Source organism: Aeromonas sp. QDB62 (genome assembly GCF_027705695.1).
In the GTDB taxonomy this organism is placed as follows: Bacteria; Pseudomonadota; Gammaproteobacteria; order Enterobacterales; family Aeromonadaceae; genus Aeromonas; species Aeromonas allosaccharophila.
In genome coordinates this window covers 1-20,769 of record NZ_JAPDCD010000051.1, presented here as the reverse complement: position 1 = coordinate 20,769, position 20,769 = coordinate 1, and the positions used below count along the sequence as shown (strand labels likewise).

At 61.2% G+C, this 20,769-nt stretch carries 21 protein-coding genes; 15 read left to right on the top strand and 6 right to left on the bottom strand.

Going from position 1 to position 20,769, the window contains the following annotated elements; genetic code table 11:
* Positions 1 to 49: 49 nt before the first annotated feature.
* The 5 genes from OKC27_RS19875 (at position 50) to OKC27_RS19855 (ending at position 5,926) form a co-directional block, all read left to right on the top strand.
* Complete coding sequence (locus tag OKC27_RS19875; protein WP_139405661.1) at positions 50 to 826, top strand: substrate-binding periplasmic protein; 777 nt, start codon at positions 50 to 52, stop codon at positions 824 to 826.
* Between the two features lie 148 nt (positions 827 to 974).
* Complete coding sequence (locus OKC27_RS19870; RefSeq protein WP_042063783.1) at positions 975 to 1,643, top strand: helix-turn-helix transcriptional regulator; 669 nt, start codon at positions 975 to 977, stop codon at positions 1,641 to 1,643.
* Positions 1,644 to 1,664: 21 nt separating this feature from the next.
* On the top strand, positions 1,665 to 2,966 hold the full coding sequence (locus OKC27_RS19865) for an L-cysteine desulfidase family protein (RefSeq protein ID WP_182938687.1): 1,302 nt from the start codon (positions 1,665 to 1,667) through the stop codon (positions 2,964 to 2,966).
* A 133-nt stretch (positions 2,967 to 3,099) separates the two neighbouring features.
* On the top strand, positions 3,100 to 4,500 hold the full coding sequence (locus OKC27_RS19860) for an L-cystine transporter (protein ID WP_042063787.1): 1,401 nt from the start codon (positions 3,100 to 3,102) through the stop codon (positions 4,498 to 4,500).
* 97 nt (positions 4,501 to 4,597) lie between these two features.
* Complete coding sequence (locus tag OKC27_RS19855; protein ID WP_182938688.1) at positions 4,598 to 5,926, top strand: CoA-disulfide reductase; 1,329 nt, start codon at positions 4,598 to 4,600, stop codon at positions 5,924 to 5,926.
* Between the two features lie 147 nt (positions 5,927 to 6,073).
* Here OKC27_RS19855 and OKC27_RS19850 read toward each other — a convergent pair whose 3' ends face one another.
* Complete coding sequence (locus OKC27_RS19850; protein ID WP_042082907.1) at positions 6,074 to 6,829, bottom strand: outer membrane protein assembly factor BamD; 756 nt, start codon at positions 6,827 to 6,829, stop codon at positions 6,074 to 6,076.
* A 117-nt stretch (positions 6,830 to 6,946) separates the two neighbouring features.
* Here OKC27_RS19850 and rluD point away from each other — a divergent pair, with 117 nt between their 5' ends.
* The 3 genes from rluD to clpB all read left to right on the top strand — a co-directional run bounded on the left by rluD (position 6,947) and on the right by clpB (position 11,561).
* The gene (gene rluD / locus OKC27_RS19845) at positions 6,947 to 7,927 is read left to right on the top strand and encodes a 23S rRNA pseudouridine(1911/1915/1917) synthase RluD (RefSeq protein WP_042657303.1); all 981 of its coding nucleotides are present in this window, start codon (positions 6,947 to 6,949) and stop codon (positions 7,925 to 7,927) included.
* 110 nt (positions 7,928 to 8,037) lie between these two features.
* Positions 8,038 to 8,787: a peptidoglycan editing factor PgeF gene (gene pgeF, locus OKC27_RS19840; protein ID WP_182938689.1), complete on the top strand. Its 750-nt coding sequence runs from the start codon at positions 8,038 to 8,040 to the stop codon at positions 8,785 to 8,787.
* 200 nt (positions 8,788 to 8,987) lie between these two features.
* A complete protein-coding gene (gene clpB / locus OKC27_RS19835; RefSeq protein ID WP_182938690.1) occupies positions 8,988 to 11,561 on the top strand; it encodes an ATP-dependent chaperone ClpB in 2,574 nt (857 codons plus the stop codon).
* 300 nt (positions 11,562 to 11,861) lie between these two features.
* Here clpB and asnA read toward each other — a convergent pair whose 3' ends face one another.
* Complete coding sequence (asnA, locus tag OKC27_RS19830; RefSeq protein ID WP_127007094.1) at positions 11,862 to 12,854, bottom strand: aspartate--ammonia ligase; 993 nt, start codon at positions 12,852 to 12,854, stop codon at positions 11,862 to 11,864.
* A gap of 154 nt (positions 12,855 to 13,008) precedes the next feature.
* On the opposite strand from asnA, the gene asnC reads away from it, so the two are divergent.
* Positions 13,009 to 13,470 carry a transcriptional regulator AsnC gene (gene asnC, locus OKC27_RS19825; RefSeq protein ID WP_033135290.1) on the top strand — a complete coding sequence of 154 codons (462 nt, stop codon included), beginning with the start codon at positions 13,009 to 13,011 and terminating at the stop codon, positions 13,468 to 13,470.
* Positions 13,471 to 13,530: 60 nt separating this feature from the next.
* Here asnC and OKC27_RS19820 read toward each other — a convergent pair whose 3' ends face one another.
* Positions 13,531 to 14,295 (bottom strand): substrate-binding periplasmic protein, encoded by a 765-nt coding sequence (locus OKC27_RS19820; RefSeq protein ID WP_182938691.1) that lies wholly within the window; start codon positions 14,293 to 14,295, stop codon positions 13,531 to 13,533.
* Between the two features lie 87 nt (positions 14,296 to 14,382).
* Here OKC27_RS19820 and OKC27_RS19815 point away from each other — a divergent pair, with 87 nt between their 5' ends.
* Positions 14,383 to 14,919 (top strand): DUF2301 domain-containing membrane protein, encoded by a 537-nt coding sequence (locus OKC27_RS19815; protein ID WP_182938692.1) that lies wholly within the window; start codon positions 14,383 to 14,385, stop codon positions 14,917 to 14,919.
* Here the strand turns inward: OKC27_RS19815 and OKC27_RS19810 are convergent.
* Positions 14,916 to 15,320, bottom strand: coding sequence for a CBS domain-containing protein (locus OKC27_RS19810; protein ID WP_139405641.1), 405 nt, complete (start codon positions 15,318 to 15,320; stop codon positions 14,916 to 14,918). The two genes, OKC27_RS19815 and OKC27_RS19810, sit on opposite strands and share 4 nt — an antisense overlap.
* A 161-nt stretch (positions 15,321 to 15,481) precedes the next feature.
* On the opposite strand from OKC27_RS19810, the gene OKC27_RS19805 reads away from it, so the two are divergent.
* Entirely contained in the window at positions 15,482 to 16,186 is a 705-nt protein-coding gene (locus OKC27_RS19805) for an SDR family NAD(P)-dependent oxidoreductase (protein ID WP_182938693.1), read from the top strand.
* Here the strand turns inward: OKC27_RS19805 and OKC27_RS19800 are convergent.
* Positions 16,112 to 16,681 (bottom strand): 2-amino-4-hydroxy-6-hydroxymethyldihydropteridine diphosphokinase, encoded by a 570-nt coding sequence (locus tag OKC27_RS19800; protein ID WP_182938694.1) that lies wholly within the window; start codon positions 16,679 to 16,681, stop codon positions 16,112 to 16,114. The two genes, OKC27_RS19805 and OKC27_RS19800, sit on opposite strands and share 75 nt — an antisense overlap.
* A gap of 124 nt (positions 16,682 to 16,805) precedes the next feature.
* Here OKC27_RS19800 and cydH point away from each other — a divergent pair, with 124 nt between their 5' ends.
* From cydH to OKC27_RS19780, 4 genes are all read left to right on the top strand, one after another.
* Entirely contained in the window at positions 16,806 to 16,898 is a 93-nt protein-coding gene (gene cydH, locus OKC27_RS19795) for a cytochrome bd-I oxidase subunit CydH (protein ID WP_111807323.1), read from the top strand.
* Between the two features lie 103 nt (positions 16,899 to 17,001).
* Complete coding sequence (locus OKC27_RS19790; protein WP_042063826.1) at positions 17,002 to 18,402, top strand: sensor histidine kinase; 1,401 nt, start codon at positions 17,002 to 17,004, stop codon at positions 18,400 to 18,402.
* Positions 18,399 to 18,926: a hypothetical protein gene (locus tag OKC27_RS19785; protein ID WP_420000831.1), complete on the top strand. Its 528-nt coding sequence runs from the start codon at positions 18,399 to 18,401 to the stop codon at positions 18,924 to 18,926. The genes OKC27_RS19790 and OKC27_RS19785 overlap by 4 nt, the downstream gene beginning before the upstream one ends.
* Positions 18,923 to 20,203: a sigma 54-interacting transcriptional regulator gene (locus OKC27_RS19780; RefSeq protein ID WP_042063806.1), complete on the top strand. Its 1,281-nt coding sequence runs from the start codon at positions 18,923 to 18,925 to the stop codon at positions 20,201 to 20,203. The genes OKC27_RS19785 and OKC27_RS19780 overlap by 4 nt, the downstream gene beginning before the upstream one ends.
* Position 20,204: 1 nt before the next feature.
* On the opposite strand, the gene OKC27_RS19775 is transcribed toward OKC27_RS19780, so the two are convergent.
* A complete protein-coding gene (locus tag OKC27_RS19775; RefSeq protein ID WP_042063807.1) occupies positions 20,205 to 20,687 on the bottom strand; it encodes a DUF1097 domain-containing protein in 483 nt (160 codons plus the stop codon).
* Positions 20,688 to 20,769 lie beyond the last annotated feature (82 nt).

Genomic DNA, 20,769 nt, shown 5'->3' with positions numbered 1-20,769 from the left:
TACCTCCGGATTGTATACTCTCAAACCATGGCGGTATGGAGATATGCCCATGGATTGGCAGCGAATGTGGCGACGGGGGTGGCAAGGTGGCTGGCTATTGGCCTCGCTGGTGTTGGGCTGCAGTGCGCTGGCAGACGAGCCCCCGACCCTGACCATACTGACCGAGCTGTGGCCTCCCTATGTCATGCGCAGCGACAATGGCGAGCTGGTGGGGGCCGATCTCGAGCTGGCCCGCGCCGTGTTGCTGCAACTGGGCTATCGCACCGAGGTGAGGGTACTGCCCTGGAAGCGGGTATTGCAGCAGGCCCGTCTCAAGCAAGGGGATGCGGTACTCGATGTCTTCTATATCGAGGCTCGCCAGCAGTGGCTCCACTATCCCGAAGAGCCGCTCTCTCACAGCGGCGAGGTGCTCTTCTATCCGGTGGATCGCCCGGTGAAATTTGAGCAACTCTCCGACCTCAAGGGGCTGCGGATCGGTGTTCAGGCCGACTACGCCTACAGCCCTGATTTTCTGGCCGATAAGGGGGTCATCCGGGTTGCCATGACCGGTGATGGCAACATGATCAAGCAGTTGCACCTGATGATGGCTGGCAGGCTGGACGGGGTGGTGCTCAACGAGCGGGTCGGTCGTTATCTGCTGCGCACCCAGGGGCTGCAGGATCAGGTGCTCAATGGTAGCCGCCTGTTGACCGTCGACAACCGCAACTTCCTGGGTTTTACCCACAAGCCTGGCCACGATCAGCTGGCCATCCAGTTCTCCTCCGCGCTCAAAGCATTCAAGCAGACACCCGCCTATCAGCAGCTGCTGGCTCGCTATCACCTCTGAGTCATCGCGCCGTCTGTGCGCGACTTCACAAATTGTCGCACTTTGTTAAAAGGTGGGCATAATGGCGTGCAAAAAGGGGATACCGCTCAACATTAGTTTATCTTGTTGATAGTAGAATCAACTGCGGTTTACTCAAAGTCACTCATATATGTCCACAGCAGCCACCACAGACAACATCAATTTGTTAACGGACGAAGAACGTCATCTGATCGCCAGTTTCGAGCCCGCCGTCGAGGCGCTGGCAGCCCTGTTTGGCAGTGGCTGCGAGGTGGTGCTGCATGCCTTTGACTCGCTGGATGCATCGGTCATCAAGATTGCCAACGGCCATGTGACAGGCCGTCGGGAGGGGGCACCGGTCACCGACTTTGCCCTCAATCGCTTGCAGGGAGTGGCGGGCAGCCAGTGGAGCAGCTACTTCACCCGCACCCGTGACGGGGCACTGATGAAGTCCTCTTCCGTCACCATCAGCAACCGGCAGGGCAAGCCCATCGGCATGCTCTGTGTGAACTTCAGTCTGGATACCTCCCTTGGCAGCCTGCTCGATACCTTTGCGCTGCCTGCTGCACCGGCGCCGCTCAACAACGAGACCTTTGCCAGCTCGGTTGACGATCTGGTGGCTCAGGTGATTGAGAAGGTGGATCAGGATAGTTCGCTTTCCAGCTCGGTGCGCAACAAGGAGATAGTGACCCGGCTCTACGACATGGGGATTTTCGAGATCAAGGAGGCGGCCCAGCTGGTTGCCCGGATGCTCGGCATCTCCCGTCACACCGTCTATTTGCACATCCGCAATCACAAGGCGGATCTGAACAAGCAATAACTGCCTGCGGGCACCCTGAACATGAGAAACACTGCAATGAAAGCACAATGGACCGACTTTATTACCCTGCTCAAGCGTGAAGTGGTGCCGGCCCTGGGCTGCACCGAGCCGATGTCGGTGGCGCTGGCGGCGGCCAACTGCCGCAAGCTGCTGGGGCAGGATCCGACCCGCATCAGCGTCTGGGTCAGTGGCAACCTGTTCAAGAACGGCATGGGGGTCGGGGTGCCGGGTACCGGCATGATCGGCCTGCCGGTGGCGGCTGCGGTCGGCATCACCGGCGGTAACCCGGATGCCGGGCTGGAGGTGCTCAAGACTCTCACCCCGGCCCAGGTCGAGGCGGCCAAGGCGTTGCTGCCCTGCATTGTGGTGGATGTGAAGGATGTGCCGGACGTGCTCTACGCCGAAGTGCTGGCCGAAGTGGAGGGCCACAGCGCCCGGGTGGTGATCTGCACCGACCACACCCGCATCATCCTGATGGAGAAGGATGGCGAGGTGCTGATGGCGCAGAACAGTGCCCCCGGCGTGCAGATCCAGCCCGCCAAATCCGCCAAACCGACCATGACCCTGCGGGAGATCGTCGATTTTGCCTTGCAAGTGCCGCTGGCGGAGATCGACTTTATCCGCGAGGCCGCCACCATGAATCAGGCGCTGGCCGATGAAGGGTTGCAGGGTTACGGCCTCCAGATCGGCAAGATCCTCACCGAGCAGGTGGAGCGCAAGCTGCTCTCGGACGACCTGATGACGTTGGCGATGCGCCTCTCTTCCGCCGCCTCCGATGCGCGGATGGATGGCGCCATGCTGCCCGCCATGTCCAACTCCGGTTCCGGTAATCAGGGCATTGCCGCCACCATGCCGGTGGTCGCCGCCGCCCGCTTCCTCAAGGCGAGTGACGAGCAGTTGACCCGGGCGCTGGTGATGAGCCATCTGGTGGCCATCTACATCAAGACCTATCAGAACAAGCTGTCGGCGCTGTGCGCCGCCAGTACCGCGGCCATGGGATCCGGTGCCGCCATCACCTGGCTGCTGGGTGGCCAGTACCAGCAGATCAGCCACTGCATCAACAACATGATTGGCGATGTCTCCGGCATTATCTGTGACGGCGCGGGCAGCGCCTGCTCCATGAAGGTCTCCACCTCCACCTCGGCGGCGGTGAAGTCTTCCCTGATGGCCATCAACAACCTGCATGTCCCCCAGAGCGAGGGGATCGTCTCCGATGACGTGGACGAGACCATTGCCAATCTGGGCCGCCTCTCCAAAGAGGGGATGCTGGATACCGACATCGAAATCATCAACATCATGCGAGCGAAACAGCAGAAGCAGTGAATGTGTGACAAGGGGGCGATAGACCCCCTTGTTCTTGTCACGACGGCGCAGACCGTCTGACACGGTTGCCAGGGCAAGCATGGCGCTTGCTCTTGTTTCTCGGGCGCAAGCCCGCTTTTTGGGGAGTCATACCATGACATTTAGCGTTATCGGCAATCTGGCCATCGCCGCCATCTTGCTGTTCTTTCTCTACCGGTTACAGGAAAAACATGTGAGCTTCACCCGCCGGGTCTTTGCCGGTCTGGGGCTCGGTATTCTGTTCGGCGCCGCCCTGCAACTGCTTTATGGCGCCGGTTCGCCGGTCATTGTCCAGACCATCGACTATCTGGATATCGTGGGCGGCGGCTATGTGAAGCTGCTGCAGATGATCATCATCCCGCTGATCATGGTCTCCATCATCGGTGCCATCCTCAAGCTCAATGGCGGCACTGCGCTGGGCAAGATCAGCGCCATGACCATCGGCGTGCTGATCTTCACCACCGCCATCGCCGCCGGGGCGGGCATCCTGATGTCCAACCTGTTTGGCCTGACCGCCGAAGGGCTCACCTCCGGGGCCGCCGAGAGCGCCCGTGGTGCCGCGCTGCAGACTACCCTCGGCAGCGTCGAGAGCATGTCCTTTGCCAAGATGATGCTGGAGTTCATTCCCGCCAACCCCTTCCTCGACATGACAGGGGCACGAAAGACCTCCACCATCGCCGTGGTGATCTTCTCCATCTTCATCGGCCTTTCTGCCACCGGCATCGCCCGCAAGAAGCCGGAGATCTTCGCCAGCTTCAGCCACTTCGTGGCCGTGGCCCACGCCATCGTGATGCGCATGGTGACCCTGGTGCTGCGCCTGACCCCGTTCGGTGTGCTGGCGCTGATGACCAAGGTGGTCTCCGGTTCCAACTACGCTGACATCATCAACCTGCTCAGCTTCGTGATGGCCTCTTACGGCGCTATCGCGCTGATGTTCGCGGTACACCTGCTGCTGGTGAGCATGGTCGGCATCAACCCGGCCCGCTTCCTCAAGAAGATCACCCCGGTGCTGGCGTTTGCCTTCACCTCGCGCACCAGCGCGGGCTCGATCCCGATGAACGTGCAGACCCAGACCAAGTCACTGGGTATTCCTGAGGGGATCGCCAACTTCGCCGCCTCCTTCGGTTCCACCATCGGCCAGAATGGCTGCGCCGGTATCTATCCGGCCATGCTGGCGGTGATGATTGCCCCGACCGTCGGGGTCAACCCGATGGATCCCGGCTTCATCATGACCCTGATCGCCATCATCACCGTCAGCTCCTTCGGGGTAGCCGGGATTGGCGGCGGCGCCACCTTTGCCGCGCTGATCGTGCTCTCCGCACTGGACTTCCCGGTGGCGCTGGCCGGTCTGCTCATCTCCATCGAGCCGCTGATCGACATGGGCCGTACCGCCCTGAACGTCTCCGGATCCATCACTGCAGGGACTGTCACCAGCCGCCTGATGGGCGAGACCGACATGCATGTGTTCAACAGCGATCACGAAGTGAGTCTGGACGGCGAAGAGTCCACCGTCTGATTTGCGTCGGTTGATCTGGGCGTGGAAAGGGGTGACCCTTTCCCGTCATAGACCGCAGGGAGGGCATGCCCTCCCTGCGCCATTGAGAGGAAAAACAATGAGAATTCTGATCATCGGTGGCGAAGCCGCCGGTATGAGTGCGGCCGCCAAGGCACGTCGTCTGGCCAAAGAGGCCGAGATCGTCGTTTATGAGGCCTCCGAGGTGATCTCCTTCGGTGCCTGTGGCCTGCCTTACTTCGTCGGTGACGAGTTTCAGGAGCCCGGCTACATGGCTGAGTTCACCCCCGAGCAGTTCGCCGCCAAGGGGATCGAGGTCAAGATTGGTCATCGGGTGCTGAGCGTTGACGCCACTGCCCAGACCCTGCAGGTGGAACATAACGGCGACACCTTCACCGATCGTTACGATCGGCTGATGATCGCCACCGGTGCCCGCGAAGTGATGCCCCCCATCCCCGGTTTGCAGCAGCAAGGGGTATTCGGTCTGCGCCGGATGGCCGATGGACTGGCGCTCAAAGCGGCGGTGCAAGACAAGAACAATCGTCGCGCCGTGGTGATCGGCTCCGGCTTTATCGGGTTGGAGGTGGTCGAGGCACTGGTCCATCAGGGCAAAGAGGTGCGTCTCATCGAGCTGGCGGATCGAGTCATCCCCGACGCGTTTGATGGCGAGATCACCCAGCACATCGAAACCGAACTGCGCGAGCAAGGGGTCTCTCTCCATCTGGGTGAGCGAGTTGAAGCACTGCTGGGGGATGGCCGGGTGACTGGCGTGCGAACCAGCCAGGGCGAGTACGAGGCCGATATCGTGGTGGTCTGCACCGGGGTCAAGCCCAACACCGAGTTTCTGGCCGATACCGGCATCGAGCGGCTCGGCAATGGCGCCATCAAGGTGGATCGGCAGGGACGCAGCTCGCTCGCCAACGTCTGGTCGGCCGGTGACTGTGCCAGCGTCTGGCACAGCGTGAAGCAGCAGCAGGTCTATGTGCCGCTCGCCACCATCGCCAACAAGCTGGGGCGCATGGTGGGTGAGAACCTGGCCGGGGCCGAGCAGACGTTCCCGGGTACCCTCGGCTCCGCGGCACTCAAGGTGCTGGGACTGGAGGCGGGCCGTACCGGCCTTTCCGAGCAGGAAGCCAAAGCGATGGGCATCGATTACCGCACCGTGGTGATCAAGGACAAGTGCCACACCAACTACTGCCAGGGACAGTCCGACATCCACGTCAAACTGGTCTATGAGGCGGGCAGCAAGCGGCTGCTGGGCGGCCAGATCCTCGGTCGCAAGGGGGCGGTACACCGTATCGACGCGCTGGCGGTGGCCATCACCATGGGGGTGACCACCGAGCAGCTCGGCATGCTGGACTTTGCCTACGCGCCTCCCTTCTCCCGCACCTGGGATGCCCTGAACGTGGCGGGCAACGTCGCGAAGTAAGTGCTGTGATGACGGCGCAGGGAAGGCGCCGTCATCGCAGCCCCAGTTCTGCAGTGCAATCTACAGATAACATCTGTGGCTAAATTGCAGCGATAAAAAAACCGATGCCAAGGCATCGGTTTTTTGTTACCGGTTGATCCGTATCACTCAGCCACGGCCGAGGCGGTTCTCCGGGAAGTTCTTGGCCAGCACTTCGCGGGCATGCTTGGCCAGCTGCGGCATCTTCAGCGTGTCGTAAGACTCGACCATGATCTCCAGCGCTTTCTCGGTTTCGGCTGTGTCGGGGTAGGTTTCGACAAGCAGCTTGGCCCGGTTGGCGGCAGCGACCAGTGCATCACGCTTCACGTAATACTCGGCCACGCTCAGGTCATATCTGGCCAGACGATTCTTCAGGCCAATCATGCGGGCGCGGGCATCGGCGGCATAGACGCTGTTGGGGTAGTTCTGCAGCAGGGTCTTGAAGTCCTGGAATGCCTGACGGGCATATGCCGGGTCTTTGTCGTCCCGATCGATACCGAACAGGCTCTGGAAGAAGTTATAATCCGCCGCCATGTTGGTCAGGCCGCGCATATAGAAGACGTAATCGATATTTTTATGCGCCGGATTGAGGCGGATAAAACGGTCGATATTGGCGATCGCCTGAGCGGTATCATCCTGCTTGTAGTAGGCATAGATGAGGTCAAGCTGCACCTGGTTGGAGTAGGCGCCGAACGGGTAGCGAGAGTCCAAAGCCTCCAGCAATTCAGTGGCTTGCACGTAATTGCCAACGTCCAGTTTGAGGCGTGCTTTCTGGTACAGGGTCTCCGGCGGTTCGTCGGGTACCTTGGGTTTGGTGCTGGAACAGCCTGTGATCAAGGTAGCGACCAAGGCGAGCGACATCAGCAGGTGAGACTTCTTTCCCATCAACAACATCCGGTCCATTTCCACGAAATTGGCAAAGTATCCGTTATGCTTGGCTAAAAGAAAAGCTAGAATACCCGGATTATTTCGAATTGATACCCCCCGCTCAAGAGACCATACATGAGCCAGCATATTGAACTGACAGGCGAATTCCAGGATCACCAATTCGGGCAGCGACTCGACCAGGCCCTGGCCGAATTGTTTCCAGACTACTCCCGCACCCGCATCAAGGAGTGGATTTTACAGGACAGAGTGACCCTGGACGGTCAGGTTGCCAACACCCCGCGCGAGAAAATTCTGGCCGGGCAACAGGTGCATGTGAATGTCGAGCTGGAAGCCGATACCCGCTGGGATGCCCAGGAGATCGAGCTCAACATCGTTTATGAAGATGAACACATTCTGGTGATCGACAAACCGGCCGGACTGGTGGTTCACCCGGGCGCAGGCACGCCCGATGGCACTATCCTCAACGCCCTGCTGCACCGCTACCCCGGCATTGCCGAGGTGCCCCGTGCCGGTATCGTGCACCGTCTGGATAAAGACACCACAGGTCTGATGGTGGTTGCCAAGACAGTACCTGCCCAGACCCATCTGGTGGAAGCGCTGCAGGCACGCCAGATCACCCGTGAATACGAAGCGATCGCCATCGGTCACATGACCGCAGGTGGCACTGTTGATGCGCCCATCGGCCGTCACCCGACCCAGCGTACCCATATGGCCGTGGTGCCCAATGGTCGTCCTTCCGTGACCCACTACCGGGTTCACGAGAAGTTCCGTGGCCACACCCGTCTGCGTCTGCGTTTGGAGACCGGTCGTACCCACCAGATCCGTGTCCACATGGCGCACATCAAGCACCCGCTGGTAGGTGATCCCGCCTACGGTGGTCGCCTGCGCCTGCTGCGCAACGCAACGCCGGAGCTGACCCAGATGCTGCGCAGCTTCAATCGTCAGGCGCTGCATGCGACCATGCTGCAACTGGCGCACCCCATCACGGGTGAAGTGATGCAGTGGCACTCCGAGACACCACAGGACATGGTGGATCTGATGGAAGTGCTGCGTGCTGATACTATCGCCAATCCGGACGATCTGGTCTGGAACTGATGCAATAGGGCCTGCGTCGGTTTCTGCCGCCATCCGGCCCGAAGAGATGCCAAACGGGGTTCCCTTGCAGGAGCCCCGTTTTTTATAGCGGTGAATTGAAGGAGTCACAGATGAAATGGATCGAACCCGATTGGCCTGCACCTGCCAACGTCAGAGCCTTGTCTACCACCCGGGATGGTGGCGTCAGTGAAGGGGTCTTTGCCGGCCTCAATCTGGGGGCTCACGTGGGGGATGAACCGGCGCGAGTCGAGGCTAATCGCGCCCGCTTGCAGCAGGCGGCCGCCATCCCCGGCCCCCTCAACTGGCTCAATCAGGTGCACGGCACCGTCGTCCATCCGGTCAGCAGCCATTATCAGCAGGCGCCGGATGCCGACGCGGCCTGCGCCCACGAGGCAGATCAGGCCTGCATTGTGATGACTGCCGACTGTCTGCCGGTACTGTTCTGCGATCGGGCAGGCACAGTGGTGGCCGCCGCCCACGCTGGCTGGCGTGGATTATTGGGGAATGAGCAGGGGGGCGTGCTGGAGGCGAGCATCGCCGCCATGGGTTGCGAGCCGGGCGAGATCCTTGCCTGGCTTGGCCCGGCCATCGGCCCTACCGCGTTTGAAGTGGGTGACGAGGTGCGCGAGGCCTTTATGGCGGAGCAGGCCGAAGCAGACGCGGCGTTCGTGCCTTCCGCCAACGAGGGGAAATGGTTGGCAGATATCTACCGGCTGGCGCGGCTGCGGCTGGCCCGTGCCGGGGTGAATGCTGTCTATGGTGGTGAGCACTGCACCTTCAGCGATAGCGAACAGTTTTACTCCTATCGCCGCGATGGTCAGACCGGCCGGATGGCCTCCCTCATCTGGTTGGCCCGCTAAGCAATCACCCGCCAAGTAATACCCCGTCTCTCTCAAGAGCAAATCCGTATGAGAGAGGCGGGGATCCTGCCTCCTCCCCGCTTTGCAGAAAAAATAACCAGTCCATGCCCTTGAAATAGCCCGTACGGGCCTCATCTTTCATCTCAGAAAGTTATGTTGTTTGCCGCGCAAGCGGCGTCCGTCTTGAAAGGGGGAGTGCAATGCGCCTCGATCGCCTGACCAGCAAATTCCAGATTGCTATTTCCGATGCCCAGTCTTTGGCTCTGGGTCGTGACCACCAATTTATCGAACCCGTCCACTTGATGACCGCGCTGGTCAATCAGGATGGCGGCTCTATTCGTCCACTGCTCACCCTGACCGGGATGGATATCAATTCTCTGCGCTCCCGCCTCGGCGAGGAGCTCGATCGCCTGCCCAAGGTGAGCGGGGTGGAGGGGGATGTTCAGCTCTCCAACGGCCTCGGTCGCCTGCTCAACGTCTGCGACAAACTGGCCCAGCAGCGCAAGGATCAGTTCATTTCGTCCGAGCTGTTCGTGCTGGCGGCTCTCGACGAGAAGGGCAACCTGGGCGAGCTGCTGCGTGCCCAGGGGTTGACCAAAGAGAAACTGGAAGCGGCCATCGACAAGGTGCGTGGCGGCAAGAAGGTGGAGGATGCCAACGCCGAGGAGAACCGTCAGGCGCTGGAGAAGTACACCATCGACCTGACCGAGCGGGCCGAAATTGGCAAGCTCGACCCAGTGATCGGCCGTGATGACGAGATCCGCCGTACCATTCAGGTGCTGCAACGCCGCACCAAGAACAACCCGGTGCTGATCGGTGCCCCCGGTGTCGGTAAAACCGCCATCGTCGAGGGGCTGGCGCAGCGCATCATCAACGGTGAAGTGCCGGAAGGGCTGAAGAACAAGCGGGTGCTCTCCCTCGATATGGGGGCGCTGGTGGCCGGTGCCAAGTATCGCGGCGAGTTTGAAGAACGGCTCAAAGCCGTACTGAGCGATCTCGCCAAGGAGGAGGGCAACGTCATCCTCTTTATCGACGAGCTGCACACCATGGTCGGCGCCGGCAAGGGCGAAGGGGCCATGGATGCGGGCAATATGCTGAAACCGGCATTGGCCCGTGGCGACCTGCACTGCGTCGGTGCCACCACCCTGGATGAGTACCGTCAGTACATCGAGAAGGATGCGGCCCTCGAGCGTCGTTTCCAGAAGGTGCTGGTAGAAGAGCCGAGCGTGGAGGACACCATCGCCATCCTGCGCGGCCTGAAAGAGCGTTACGAGCTGCACCACCATGTGCAGATCACCGACCCGGCCATCGTGGCGGCAGCCCAGTTGTCCCACCGCTATATTGCGGATCGCCAGCTGCCGGACAAGGCCATCGACCTCATCGATGAGGCGGCGGCCAGCATCCGGTTGCAGATTGACTCCAAGCCGGAGGCGCTCGATCGCCTCGAGCGGCGCATCATCCAGCTCAAGCTGGAGCAGCAGGCGTTGATGAAGGAGGACGATGACGCCAGCCGCAAACGTCTGGAGCTGATCAATCAGGAGATTGGCGAAAAAGATCGGGAATACAACGAGCTGGATGAAGTGTGGAAGGCCGAGAAGGCCGCCCTCGCCGGTACCCAGCATATCAAGGCGGCGCTGGAGCAGGCCCGTCAGGATCTCGATGTGGCACGCCGCGCAGGCGACTTGGGTCGGATGTCCGAGCTGCAATATGGCCGCATCCCCGAGCTGGAGAAACAGCTGGATCTCGCCACCCAGGCCGAGATGCAGGAGACCAGCCTGCTGCGTAACCGGGTCACCGACGTGGAGATAGCAGACGTGCTGGCGCGCTGGACCGGCATTCCGGTGGCCCGCATGCTGGAAGGGGAGCGTGACAAGCTGCTGCGGATGGAAGAGCAGTTGCACAGCCGGGTGATCGGCCAGGAGGAGGCGGTTGAAGCGGTCTCCAACGCCATTCGCCGCTCCCGTGCCGGTCTCTCCGATCCGAACCGCCCCATCGGCTCCTTCCTGTTCCTGGGGCCCACCGGGGTGGGCAAGACCGAGTTGTGCAAGGCGCTGGCGGAGTTCCTGTTCGATACTCAGGATGCCATGGTGCGGATCGACATGTCCGAGTTCATGGAGAAACACAGCGTGGCCCGTCTGGTGGGGGCGCCTCCCGGATATGTGGGTTACGAAGAGGGCGGTTATCTGACCGAGGCGGTACGCCGTCGCCCCTACTCGGTGATCCTGCTGGACGAAGTGGAGAAGGCGCACCCGGATGTGTTCAACATCCTGTTGCAGGTGCTCGATGATGGCCGCCTGACCGATGGTCAGGGCCGCACCGTCGATTTCCGCAACTCGGTGGTGATCATGACCTCCAACCTCGGGTCGGATCTCATTCAGGAGCACCACTCCGAGAAGGATTACGACGAGATGAAGGCCATGCTGATGGAGGTGCTGACCCGCAGCTTCCGGCCGGAGTTTATCAACCGGATCGACGAGACAGTAGTGTTCCACCCGCTCGGCGAGGATCACATCAAGTCCATCGCCCGCATCCAGCTCAAGAGCCTGATGGGCCGACTGGAGGCTCAGGGTTACGAGGTGGAGGTGAGCGAAGCGCTGCTCGAGAAGCTGGTGCATGCCGGGTTCGACCCCGTCTACGGGGCGCGGCCCCTCAAACGAGCGATCCAGCACAAGGTGGAAAACCCGCTGGCGCAGGCACTGCTCTCCGGTCGCATCGTGCCGGGCAAAAAACTGCTGCTGGGGGCCGACAGCAACGGCCTGACCATGACCCAGTAACCGATCTCGTGTCGATGTTTGCAACGCCAGCCTTCGGGCTGGCGTTGTCATATCTGGCGGCGGTAATTTAGAGGCAAAAAAAACGGCAATCCGAAGATTGCCGGGAGGAATGTAGTGACGCGACCTGGCGTGGGTTGAGCGGGTCGCAGGGGCAAGCCCCGGTTTCGCCGCGGGCCATCAGGGATGGCCACACGGCTTACAGCATGTCCGGACTGCGCTCGTTCAGTCCGCACCGCCACACACCTTCAGGGCTGACCCGCTCGCGATGGCGTGCAGGCCAGACCGATGAAATCAACTCGTTTACAGCATGCCCGGGATGGCGGCCTTCATTTCAGAGGGCCAGACGCCGACTTGAACCTGACCAATATGCTCTTTTTGTAGCAACAGCATGGCCAGACGGGATTGGCCGATGCCACCGCCGATGGTCTGCGGCATCCGTGCGGCCAGCAGATCCTGATGCCAGTCGTACTGCAGGCGATCCTCATCGCCAGTGATGGCGAGCTGACGACGCAGCGCCTCGGCATCGACCCGGATCCCCATGGAGGAGATCTCGAAGCTGTCTTGCAGTACCGGGTTCCACACCAGAATGTCCCCGTTCAGACCCGCCAGACCCAGCTCGCTGTGGCTGCTCCAGTCGTCATAGTCCGGGGCGCGCACATCGTGGCGTTCACCGTGGGAGAGGGCACCACCGATACCGATCAGGAACACGGCCCCCAGCTCTTTGGCGATGGCACGCTCGCGCCCCTTGGCATCGAGGTCCGGATAGCGGGTCAGCAGCTCTTCGCTGTGCAGGAACTGGATCTCGGCTGGCAGGAAGGGGGTCAGCTCATGCTCGGCACAGACCGCGCGCTCGGTGGCCTTGATGGCAGCCCAGATGCCGCGCACGGTCTCCTGTAGATAGGCCAGATCGCGGCGCTCGCTCGGCATGACCTTCTCCCAGTCCCACTGATCCACGTAGACCGAGTGGATGGGGGTGAGCTTGTCTTCATCCGGACGCAGCGCCTTCATGTGGGTGTAGATCCCTTCACCCGGGCCGAAGCCGAAGCGACCCAGAGTCTGGCGCTTCCATTTGGCCAGTGAATGCACCACTTCGTAGCTGTGCTCCGGCAGGGTTTTCACTTTGACCTGCACTGCATTCTCGTGGCCAGAGAGGTTGTCCTGAGTGCCATCACCGACCCGGCTCAGAATGGGGGCTTGCACCTCCATCAGACCCAGTTGCTGGGCGAGTTGGCGGGAGAACATCTCTTTGACGAAGCTGATCTGCTGTTGGCTGCGAATGTAGTGCTGTTTCATGCTGAATTCCTGTTTCAAACCCCGTTGGATGTGGTGATTCTTCAACAGATTGGTGACTAAATTCAATATTCGATAATAGAAATAGGCTTTACGTGTTTTTTTCTTCAAAATAAGCCGTTGTTTAATGAGATATCGCCAACGGGAGTGCAAAAAAATGCCGGAAAATTACCGGATCGATAATCTCGATCAGGCCATCCTCACCGCCCTGATGGAGAATGCGCGGATCCCTTACGCCGAACTGGCGAAACAACTGGCTGTCAGCCCGGGCACCATTCATGTGCGGGTGGAGAAGATGAAGCAGGCGGGGATCATCGAGGGGACGCGGGTGCAGGTGAACGCGAAGAAGCTGGGCTATGACGTCTGCTGCTTTATCGGGATCAATCTGAAGAGTGCCAAGGATTACCCCTCGGCGCTGGCCAAGCTGCAGGCGCTGGACGAGGTGGTGGAGGCTTACTACACCACGGGTCACTACAGCATCTTCATGAAGGTGATGACCCGCTCCATCGACGAGCTGCAGATCGTGTTGATCAACAAGATCCAGACCATCGACGAGATCCAGTCCACTGAAACGCTGATTTCACTGCAAAACCCGATCTTGCGGGATGTGAAGCCCTGAGTCGGGTTGCAGGAGCGGGGTATTGAGATCCATCTCCCAAGCGACACCCCGACCCGTTGATCAGGGTTCGATATAGGGGATGCCGTACTTGTCGTAGAGGGCCTTGAGGCTGCCGTTGCGCTTCATGCGCAGCAGTTCGGCATCGTAGGCGGCCATCTGGGCGGGCGTATTCTCGTCGGCCCTGGCGCGGGTCCAGGTGTTGAAGTAGGGGCTGCTCTTGAGCGGCTTGGGCAGGTAATCGACCTTGCCCGTCAGCCCCTCCTCCTTGATCTGGGTGAAGGCAGTGACCAGCGGCATCGGCACGGTATCGATCCGCCCGGCCAGCAGTTTGCGCAGTTGCAGCTGGTTCATGGTGATCTCCTGAAACTGATAGGCCGGGTCGGCGAGGGCGGCGGTCAGCTCCGGGGTATAGGAGAAATCCTTGGTGATGCCGATGCGCCAGGGTTTGAGGTCCGCTAGCGTGTCGTAGCGGATCTTCAGCAGGTCGGTCTTGCGCACGAAGAAGTGCCAGCTGTGGCGAATATGGGCCTGCTGCGGGTAGATGAGATAACTCTCCCGCTCTGCCTTGTAGGAGTGGGTCATCACCAGGTCGCAGGCGCCGGTTTCGGCATTGCGGGTGAGGCGGGCCCCCGAATCGGCCAGCTCGATCCGAAAGGGCGTTGCCAGCTTGTCGAAGATGGCGGTGACGATATCGATATCGAGTCCGCGGGGTTTCTGCTCGGCATCGAGAAACTTGAGCGGGGGCTCCATGGTGCCGCAGATCACCAGCTCCTTGGCCGGCAATCCGAGTGGAAACAGCAACAAAAGCAGGGGGATCACACGCAAACTACGTCTCCTGAACCCGTTTGAAGATATTCCAGAACCTGATTCCAGTATATTGGGTAACACCTGATCCGTTAGAAGCGACTGTTTATGGCAAACCCTGAAATCGAGAGCCCGCTGGACGGGATCGACAAGTTGACCGTTTCGCTCTACCGCCTTGGCTTGAGTGCGGCAGCCCTGCTGCTGCTTTGCCGCGGTGCGGCGCTGCTGAGCGGGATAGCTCTGCTCCCGTCGGCACAATGGTTGATGTCGCTGGCAGTGGCAAGCGCAATCTGCGGCTTCTCGCTGCATATCTACGACAAGCGGATTCGCCTGATTCTGCAGGGATTTGGTTGGGGCGCGTTGGCCCTGGCGGCGGTGGGGGCACCGGATGCGCTGGTGCTGGGCGCGGCGTTGGCGACGCTCTCCGGGCTGGCGTTCAAGGAGCAGTTTTGCTTCGCCATTCCCGGCATCAAGCTGGTGCCCGTGCTGCTGCCGGCGCTATGGCTGTTGGAGTTGTTGCGGGTGGAGTGGGCCGCCGCACTGGTGGCGCTGGTCTGCGGGGCCCTGTTGAGCTTGCTGGCGCTGGCCAAGTGGCGAATGCCCCTGCACTTCGATATCGGTGACAAGGGGCGTTACCAGATCTAGGTCTGCTGACACACCTTCATCTGCTGGTTGAGGGCCTGCATCACCTGACGGCGGCTGATGATGCCGATCACCTTGCCCTGTTGCAGCACCGGGTAGATCTTGGGCTTGGCCTCGGCCATCTGGCGAGCCAGCTCCAGAATGCTGTCATCCGGCCCGACCGAGAGGGGCGTGCGGTTCATCAGATCCTCCACCCGGGTGCGGGTATCGCAGTGGTAGCTGCCGGTGAGCAGGCTGGGGATGCAGTCTTGTTCGGAGAGAAAGCCGATCAGCCGTTTCTGCTCATCCAGCACCGGCAGGCCGCCAAGGCCCGATTGATGCAGGCGATCCAGCGCCTCGGCCAGGCCGAGTCCGGCGGTGAGGGAGTGGGTCAGGCGACCCATGTGGTGGTGCACTTTCAGCATGGTGATGACTCCGCAAGAGGGGATGTCGCCACTATGGGGCGGCCGGGTGGCCCGCGACCAATGGCTTGTGCCGCAGGGATTGATAGGCACCGGCCATCGGCGGTGATCCGCTGGCAGGCGGGCTTCGTTCATGCAAGACCATGAAAGGGAAAGGAGATCGTATGCGTGCATTGGTAACGGGCTGCGGCCGTCGACTCGGGTTTTATCTCTGTGAACAGCTGGTGGCGGCGGGCTGGCAGGTGACGGGCAGCTATCGCAGCGAGCGGCCGGAGCTGGCCACGCTGGCGGCGCTGGGGGTCGAGCTGGTGCAGGCGGATTTTGGCCGGGAAGAGGACGTGGGCAAGCTGATCGATGTGCTGGCGGCCCATCAGGATCTGGCGCTGGTGATCCACAACGCCTCGGCCTTCGAGCCGCAGGTGGCCGATCCGGCAGCGCAGCTGGCCCAGTTCGAGCAGTTCTACCGGGTGCACATGGCGGCCCCTTTCCAGCTCAATCGGGCGCTGTCCCCACAGCTAGCCAGCAATCCCAACGCCAGCATCATTCACATCACCGATATCTATATCCATGCCCCGTCCCCCCGTTTTGCCAGCTATGTAGCCACCAAGGCGGGCGCCCATTCGCTGGCCATGAGCTTTGCCCGCGAGCTGGCGCCCACTGTGCGGGTCAACACCATAGAGCCGGGGCCGATCCTGTTTCTCGATGAACATGACGAGAGCTGGCGCCAGCTGGTGTTGGCGAAAACACCGCTGGCGCGGGAGGGAGGGCTTGAGCCCATCTGGCAGGCGGTGCAGCTACTGGTGGGGAACAGTTATATGACGGGAGCCAGCATCAAGGTGGATGGCGGGCGCGCGCTGGCTACCCTCTGAGGGGTTGCCGAGCACCAGCGGCCCCAGCCCGACCTGCCGGGTCAGCAAGCCCTTGCCGGGCTTGTCCGATGGGCCGTGAAGCGCCACCTGCAGCGCCACCTTGGGGTCATGCACCTCGCCATGGCCGTACAGCTCGGCCAGCAGTTCCGCCAGATAGGAATCGACCTCTGCCGTGGCGAAGTCGCCGTGCGTGTTGCTGGCCAGAATATCGATGTCGAGCGGGCGATCGTGCACCTTGCAGAGCGGATCGCTGCGATCCCGGCCGTGAGCCACTTCGAGGGCGACAAAGCGCTGCTTGAGGCGGACGGCATCGAGCGGACTCTCCACCACCAGCAGGCAGTTGAGAAAGTCGTGGCTGGAGTGCATTCCCACCGGCTTGGTGCGGATCACCGAACTCAGCTGCAGGGGGCCGACGTGCGCAAGCAGCTCGGCCAGCGCGCGGCTGACATGGGTATGCGGGTCAAGATTGGAACCAATGCTACACAGATAGAACATGCTCACCTTCCCGGGGTTGGGCTCATCTGAAATGTATACGCAGCTCACGGTTATCGGATTAACTATGGCTTAACATTGTTTTATCTATTGTGATCCGGCACTGATTGGCAGAAAGGAGGTTTGCATGAGTGTGGAGCTGAAATGGGCGCTGTTGACCGCCTCGGGCGCGCTGGCGATGATCCTGATTATCTGTCTGGCCTCTGTCGCGCTGGCGTGAATCACCACAATTCAGATAATCCAAACCGGCCCGTTGGCCGGTTTTGTTTTTTGGGACGGTGCGGCTATGCTGGCGCACCGGTGAGAATGCAAGAGAAGAGATGATGACCAAGGTTCGCCCACGCTCCCTGCTGCAGGTGGTATTGATGGGATTCGCGCTGGTGTTGATGCCGCTGGGCGGGATGATCTGGCACAACAGCACCGCCCTTGCCCACCTCAGCCAGCTCACCAACGACGAGATGGTGCGGGCGGTCAAGGATACCCGCCGTGCCACCCTGCTGACGGCGCAAGCCATCGATATCGAACGCACCTTGCGCCGCTTCGCGGTGCTGGGGGACAGGCGCAGCCTCACCAGCTACCAGCAGCAACTCGACGGGTATCGGGTGTTGCTGGCGGAACATCGCAGCTCCATCTCCGATGGCCAGCTCTACCGCGGGCTCGATCAGGGGCTGGCATGGCTCGACAGTTTGCAGGATGCCGCGCTGGCCCGGACGGCGGTGGCGGGCGACAAGCTCGAACAGTTCAACGATGCCAACAAGCAGCTCGAAGTGGTCACCCGCAGCCGGGTTGATGAACACATCGATCGGGTACAACTGACCATCGCGGAGCTGACCCGCGAACTCTGGTGGGTGAGCGGTGTTGTGGCGGCCATCAGCCTGCTGCTGGTCTTTATCTTCACCTACCTCATCATCCACCCGGTACGACAGATTGAGTCGCGCATCTTGAGTCTGGGGGCCGGGGTCGAACCCGATCCCAGCCCGGTTGATGGCCCCGCCGAGCTGGTGTTGCTGGGGGAGCGGATCGTCTGGCTGCACGACAAACTCAAGGAGCTGGAGCTGCAGAAGTACCAGTTCCTTCGCCATGTCTCCCACGAGCTCAAGACGCCGCTGGCGGTGCTGCGAGAGGGCACGGATCTGCTCTGCGAACAGCTGGTGGGGCCGTTGACCCCGGATCAGCTGGAGATCTGCCAGATGCTCGACGAGAACAGTCGCCGCCTGCAGACCCTGATCGAGCGGCTGCTCGACTTCAACCGGCTCAGTCAGCAGGAGGCCTTCGAACTGGAGCCCGTTCCCCTGCTGCCGATGTTGTCGGAACTTTCTGCAGAGTACCGGCTGGCATTGGAGTCCAAGCAGATCCGTGTACACTTGCCGACCGTGCCGGTTACCCTGTGGGCGGAGCCCTACCGGCTGCGACTGATCCTCGATAACCTCTTCTCCAACGCCGTCAGTTACGGCGCCAGCGGGGGCAATATCTGGATCAGGGCAGGGCAGGACGAACAGACAAGCTGGCTGGAGGTGGCCAACGAGGGACCCGAGATCCCCGTGGCCGATCAGCAACGAATTTTTGAACCCTTCGAGCAGGGCAGCACAGTGCGGCAAGGTCTCTTGAAAGGCTCTGGCATGGGCCTCTCCATCGCCCGCGAGTCTGCCACCAGCCTGGGGGGAGAACTGGTTCTGGTAGAGGATGAACAGGCGGATGTCTGCTTCAGGTTGACGTTGAAATGAGGACTATGAAGATACAACGCGTATTTCCAGCGCTGATGGTCGGGCTGCTCGCGGGTTGCGCCTTGCTGCCGCAACAGCCACAGCGGGACTCCTCCGATATCGCTTTTGCCAAGCGGATGGAGTTTGCCAACAAGGAGATGCAGGTGCGTCTGCAATACTCCGACTGGCTGCTGGCCAGTCACCCCCAGCAACGGGTGCAGGAGCGTCAGCGGCTGAAAGGGGCCGACGATCTGGAGAGCCGGGTCAGTCTGGCGATGGTCGATTCCCACCCCGCCGAATCGGTGGCCAATCGCACCGCCGGGCTGGCGCGCCTGAAGAAGATGCTGCCCGAGCTGGGGCTCGATGCGCAGGCCTTTTTACGCAGCTGGATCGCCCTCGGCGAGCAGCTGCTGGCTCGCGACAGCCGTCGCGATGACCAGAGTCAGGAGATCCAGCGGTTGCGCCGCCAGATCGAACAGCTGACCGCCATCGACGACCAGCTCAACCAGCGCAAGCTGAACGAGAATCGTGAGGTCATACCATGAGCCGGATCCTGTTGGTGGATGACGACGTCAGCCTGCTCAAACTGATGAGCATGCGGCTGCGCAGTCAGGGTTATGAAGTGGATACCGCCGACAGTGCGGAAGGGGCCCTCGACCGGTTGCGTCAGCAACGGGCCGATCTGGTGCTGAGCGATCTGCGGATGGCCGGCATGGACGGTCTGGCGCTGTTCGAGCGGATCCAGGCCCAGTGGCTGGGTTTGCCGGTGATCATTATGACCGCCCACGGCACCATCCCGGACGCCATTCAGGCGACCCGCTCCGGCGTGTTCAGCTTTCTGACCAAACCCATCAACAAGGATGAGCTGTTCGCCACCATCGAACATGCGCTGAGCCTGACGCGGCCGAAACAGCAGCAGGAGTGGCAGTCGCTGATCCTGACCCGCAACCCCCAGCTGGAGCAGCTGCTGATTCAGGCCCACAGCATCGCCACCATGGAGGTGCCGGTGCTGATCATGGGGCCGTCCGGTTCCGGCAAGGGGGCGATGGCGCAGGCACTGCATCAGGCCAGCCAGCGCCGTGACAAGCCGATCTACACCATCAACTGCGCCGCCATTCCGTGGGCGTCACTCGACTTGCAGCTGTTTGGCGAAGATGGCCAATCCGGGCTGTTCGAGCAGGCCAAGGGAGCGACCCTGTTTCTCGACGAGATTGGCAGCCTCTCCGAATCCTTGCAGGCCAAGCTGCTGCAGGTGATGGAGGAGTATGGTCAGGGCACGCCGGAGGTGCGGGTGCTCAGCTCCAGCCATCAGGATCTGGTCAAGGCGATGGAGGAGGGGCGCTTTCGGGAAGATCTCTTCTATCGCCTCAACGTCGCCAATATCACCCTGCCGTCTCTCAGTGCCCGCAGTGAGGATATTCCCCTGCTGGCCCGTCAGGCGCTCGACGATTACCGCAGCCGCCACAGCGACTGCGCCGCCATGGGTTTTTCGCCCGAATCGCTGGCGATGCTGGCGGCCGCGGCCTGGCCCGGTAACGTGCGCCAGCTCTGCAACGTGGTGGAACAGCTCGCCAGCCTCTGTTGCAGCCCGGTGATCGGGGTATCCATGGTGGAGTCTGCCCTGAGCGGCGGCGGTGGCGGTATCCCCTCGTTCAACGAGGCGCGTGCCGAATTCGAGAAGGAGTATCTGATCCGTTTGCTGCGCACCACCGAGGGCAACGTGACTCTGGCGGCCAACATGGCGGGCAGAAACCGTACCGATTTTTACAAGTTATTGAATCGGCACGGTATCGAAGCAGCAAACTTCAAATCGAAGGGATAAATCAGGCGGGATCAATCACCGCCGGAGCGGCGTCGGCTTTCTGGGTTTTATGGGAGAGCCAGAGGCCGCTCGCCTTCATCAGGTAACCGAACAAGGCGCCAATGATGAGGGAAGGCAGGATCAGCCGCCACTCGCCAGCCGCCCCGAAGGTGGCACAGCAACCGGCAAAGGTGCCGGGAATGTAGCCGAGCCACTGCTGCTTGGCCTGCACGCACATCAGGGTTGCCACCACCCCCGTCATCACATAGCCAGCCACGCCAGCACCCCACAGGTCACCACCATGGATCAGCAGCAGCGCCCACAGCATGCCGCTGGTGTTGCAGAAGATGGTCTGCAGCAGCGCCTTGTAGCCGCCGCTTGACGCGAAATAGCTGGTGCAGCCGAGAAAGCCGACCCAGGAGATAAGGCCGAACGCGACGGCAATCCAGCCCCAGACGGCGGAGAGAATTCCAGTAGTGATGGCGATGGCGATCAGTGGGCTCATGGGGCTAATGCCAGTCAGTTAAGCCTGACTGGCATTGTTTTTATTGGCTTTTTTCACACTATACCTCTGGGGCCTTGGCTTC

Bases quoted from the DNA above. Each gene is read 5' to 3' on its own strand.
- rluD (WP_042657303.1), top strand. From the start codon at position 6,947: ATGAGCCAGCATATTGAACTGACAGGCGAATTCCAGGATCACCAATTC.
- OKC27_RS19800 (WP_182938694.1), bottom strand. From the start codon at position 16,681: ATGTTCTATCTGTGTAGCATTGGTTCCAATCTTGACCCGCATACCCAT.
- asnC (WP_033135290.1), top strand. From the start codon at position 13,009: ATGCCGGAAAATTACCGGATCGATAATCTCGATCAGGCCATCCTCACC.
- OKC27_RS19870 (WP_042063783.1), top strand. From the start codon at position 975: ATGTCCACAGCAGCCACCACAGACAACATCAATTTGTTAACGGACGAA.
- OKC27_RS19875 (WP_139405661.1), top strand. From the start codon at position 50: ATGGATTGGCAGCGAATGTGGCGACGGGGGTGGCAAGGTGGCTGGCTA.
- OKC27_RS19785 (WP_420000831.1), top strand. From the start codon at position 18,399: ATGAGGACTATGAAGATACAACGCGTATTTCCAGCGCTGATGGTCGGG.
- OKC27_RS19780 (WP_042063806.1), top strand. From the start codon at position 18,923: ATGAGCCGGATCCTGTTGGTGGATGACGACGTCAGCCTGCTCAAACTG.
- pgeF (WP_182938689.1), top strand. From the start codon at position 8,038: ATGAAATGGATCGAACCCGATTGGCCTGCACCTGCCAACGTCAGAGCC.
- OKC27_RS19855 (WP_182938688.1), top strand. From the start codon at position 4,598: ATGAGAATTCTGATCATCGGTGGCGAAGCCGCCGGTATGAGTGCGGCC.
- cydH (WP_111807323.1), top strand. From the start codon at position 16,806: ATGAGTGTGGAGCTGAAATGGGCGCTGTTGACCGCCTCGGGCGCGCTG.
- OKC27_RS19810 (WP_139405641.1), bottom strand. From the start codon at position 15,320: ATGCTGAAAGTGCACCACCACATGGGTCGCCTGACCCACTCCCTCACC.
- OKC27_RS19775 (WP_042063807.1), bottom strand. From the start codon at position 20,687: ATGAGCCCACTGATCGCCATCGCCATCACTACTGGAATTCTCTCCGCC.
- asnA (WP_127007094.1), bottom strand. From the start codon at position 12,854: ATGAAACAGCACTACATTCGCAGCCAACAGCAGATCAGCTTCGTCAAA.
- clpB (WP_182938690.1), top strand. From the start codon at position 8,988: ATGCGCCTCGATCGCCTGACCAGCAAATTCCAGATTGCTATTTCCGAT.
- OKC27_RS19805 (WP_182938693.1), top strand. From the start codon at position 15,482: ATGCGTGCATTGGTAACGGGCTGCGGCCGTCGACTCGGGTTTTATCTC.
- OKC27_RS19860 (WP_042063787.1), top strand. From the start codon at position 3,100: ATGACATTTAGCGTTATCGGCAATCTGGCCATCGCCGCCATCTTGCTG.
- OKC27_RS19815 (WP_182938692.1), top strand. From the start codon at position 14,383: ATGGCAAACCCTGAAATCGAGAGCCCGCTGGACGGGATCGACAAGTTG.
- OKC27_RS19865 (WP_182938687.1), top strand. From the start codon at position 1,665: ATGAGAAACACTGCAATGAAAGCACAATGGACCGACTTTATTACCCTG.
- OKC27_RS19850 (WP_042082907.1), bottom strand. From the start codon at position 6,829: ATGGGAAAGAAGTCTCACCTGCTGATGTCGCTCGCCTTGGTCGCTACC.
- OKC27_RS19790 (WP_042063826.1), top strand. From the start codon at position 17,002: ATGACCAAGGTTCGCCCACGCTCCCTGCTGCAGGTGGTATTGATGGGA.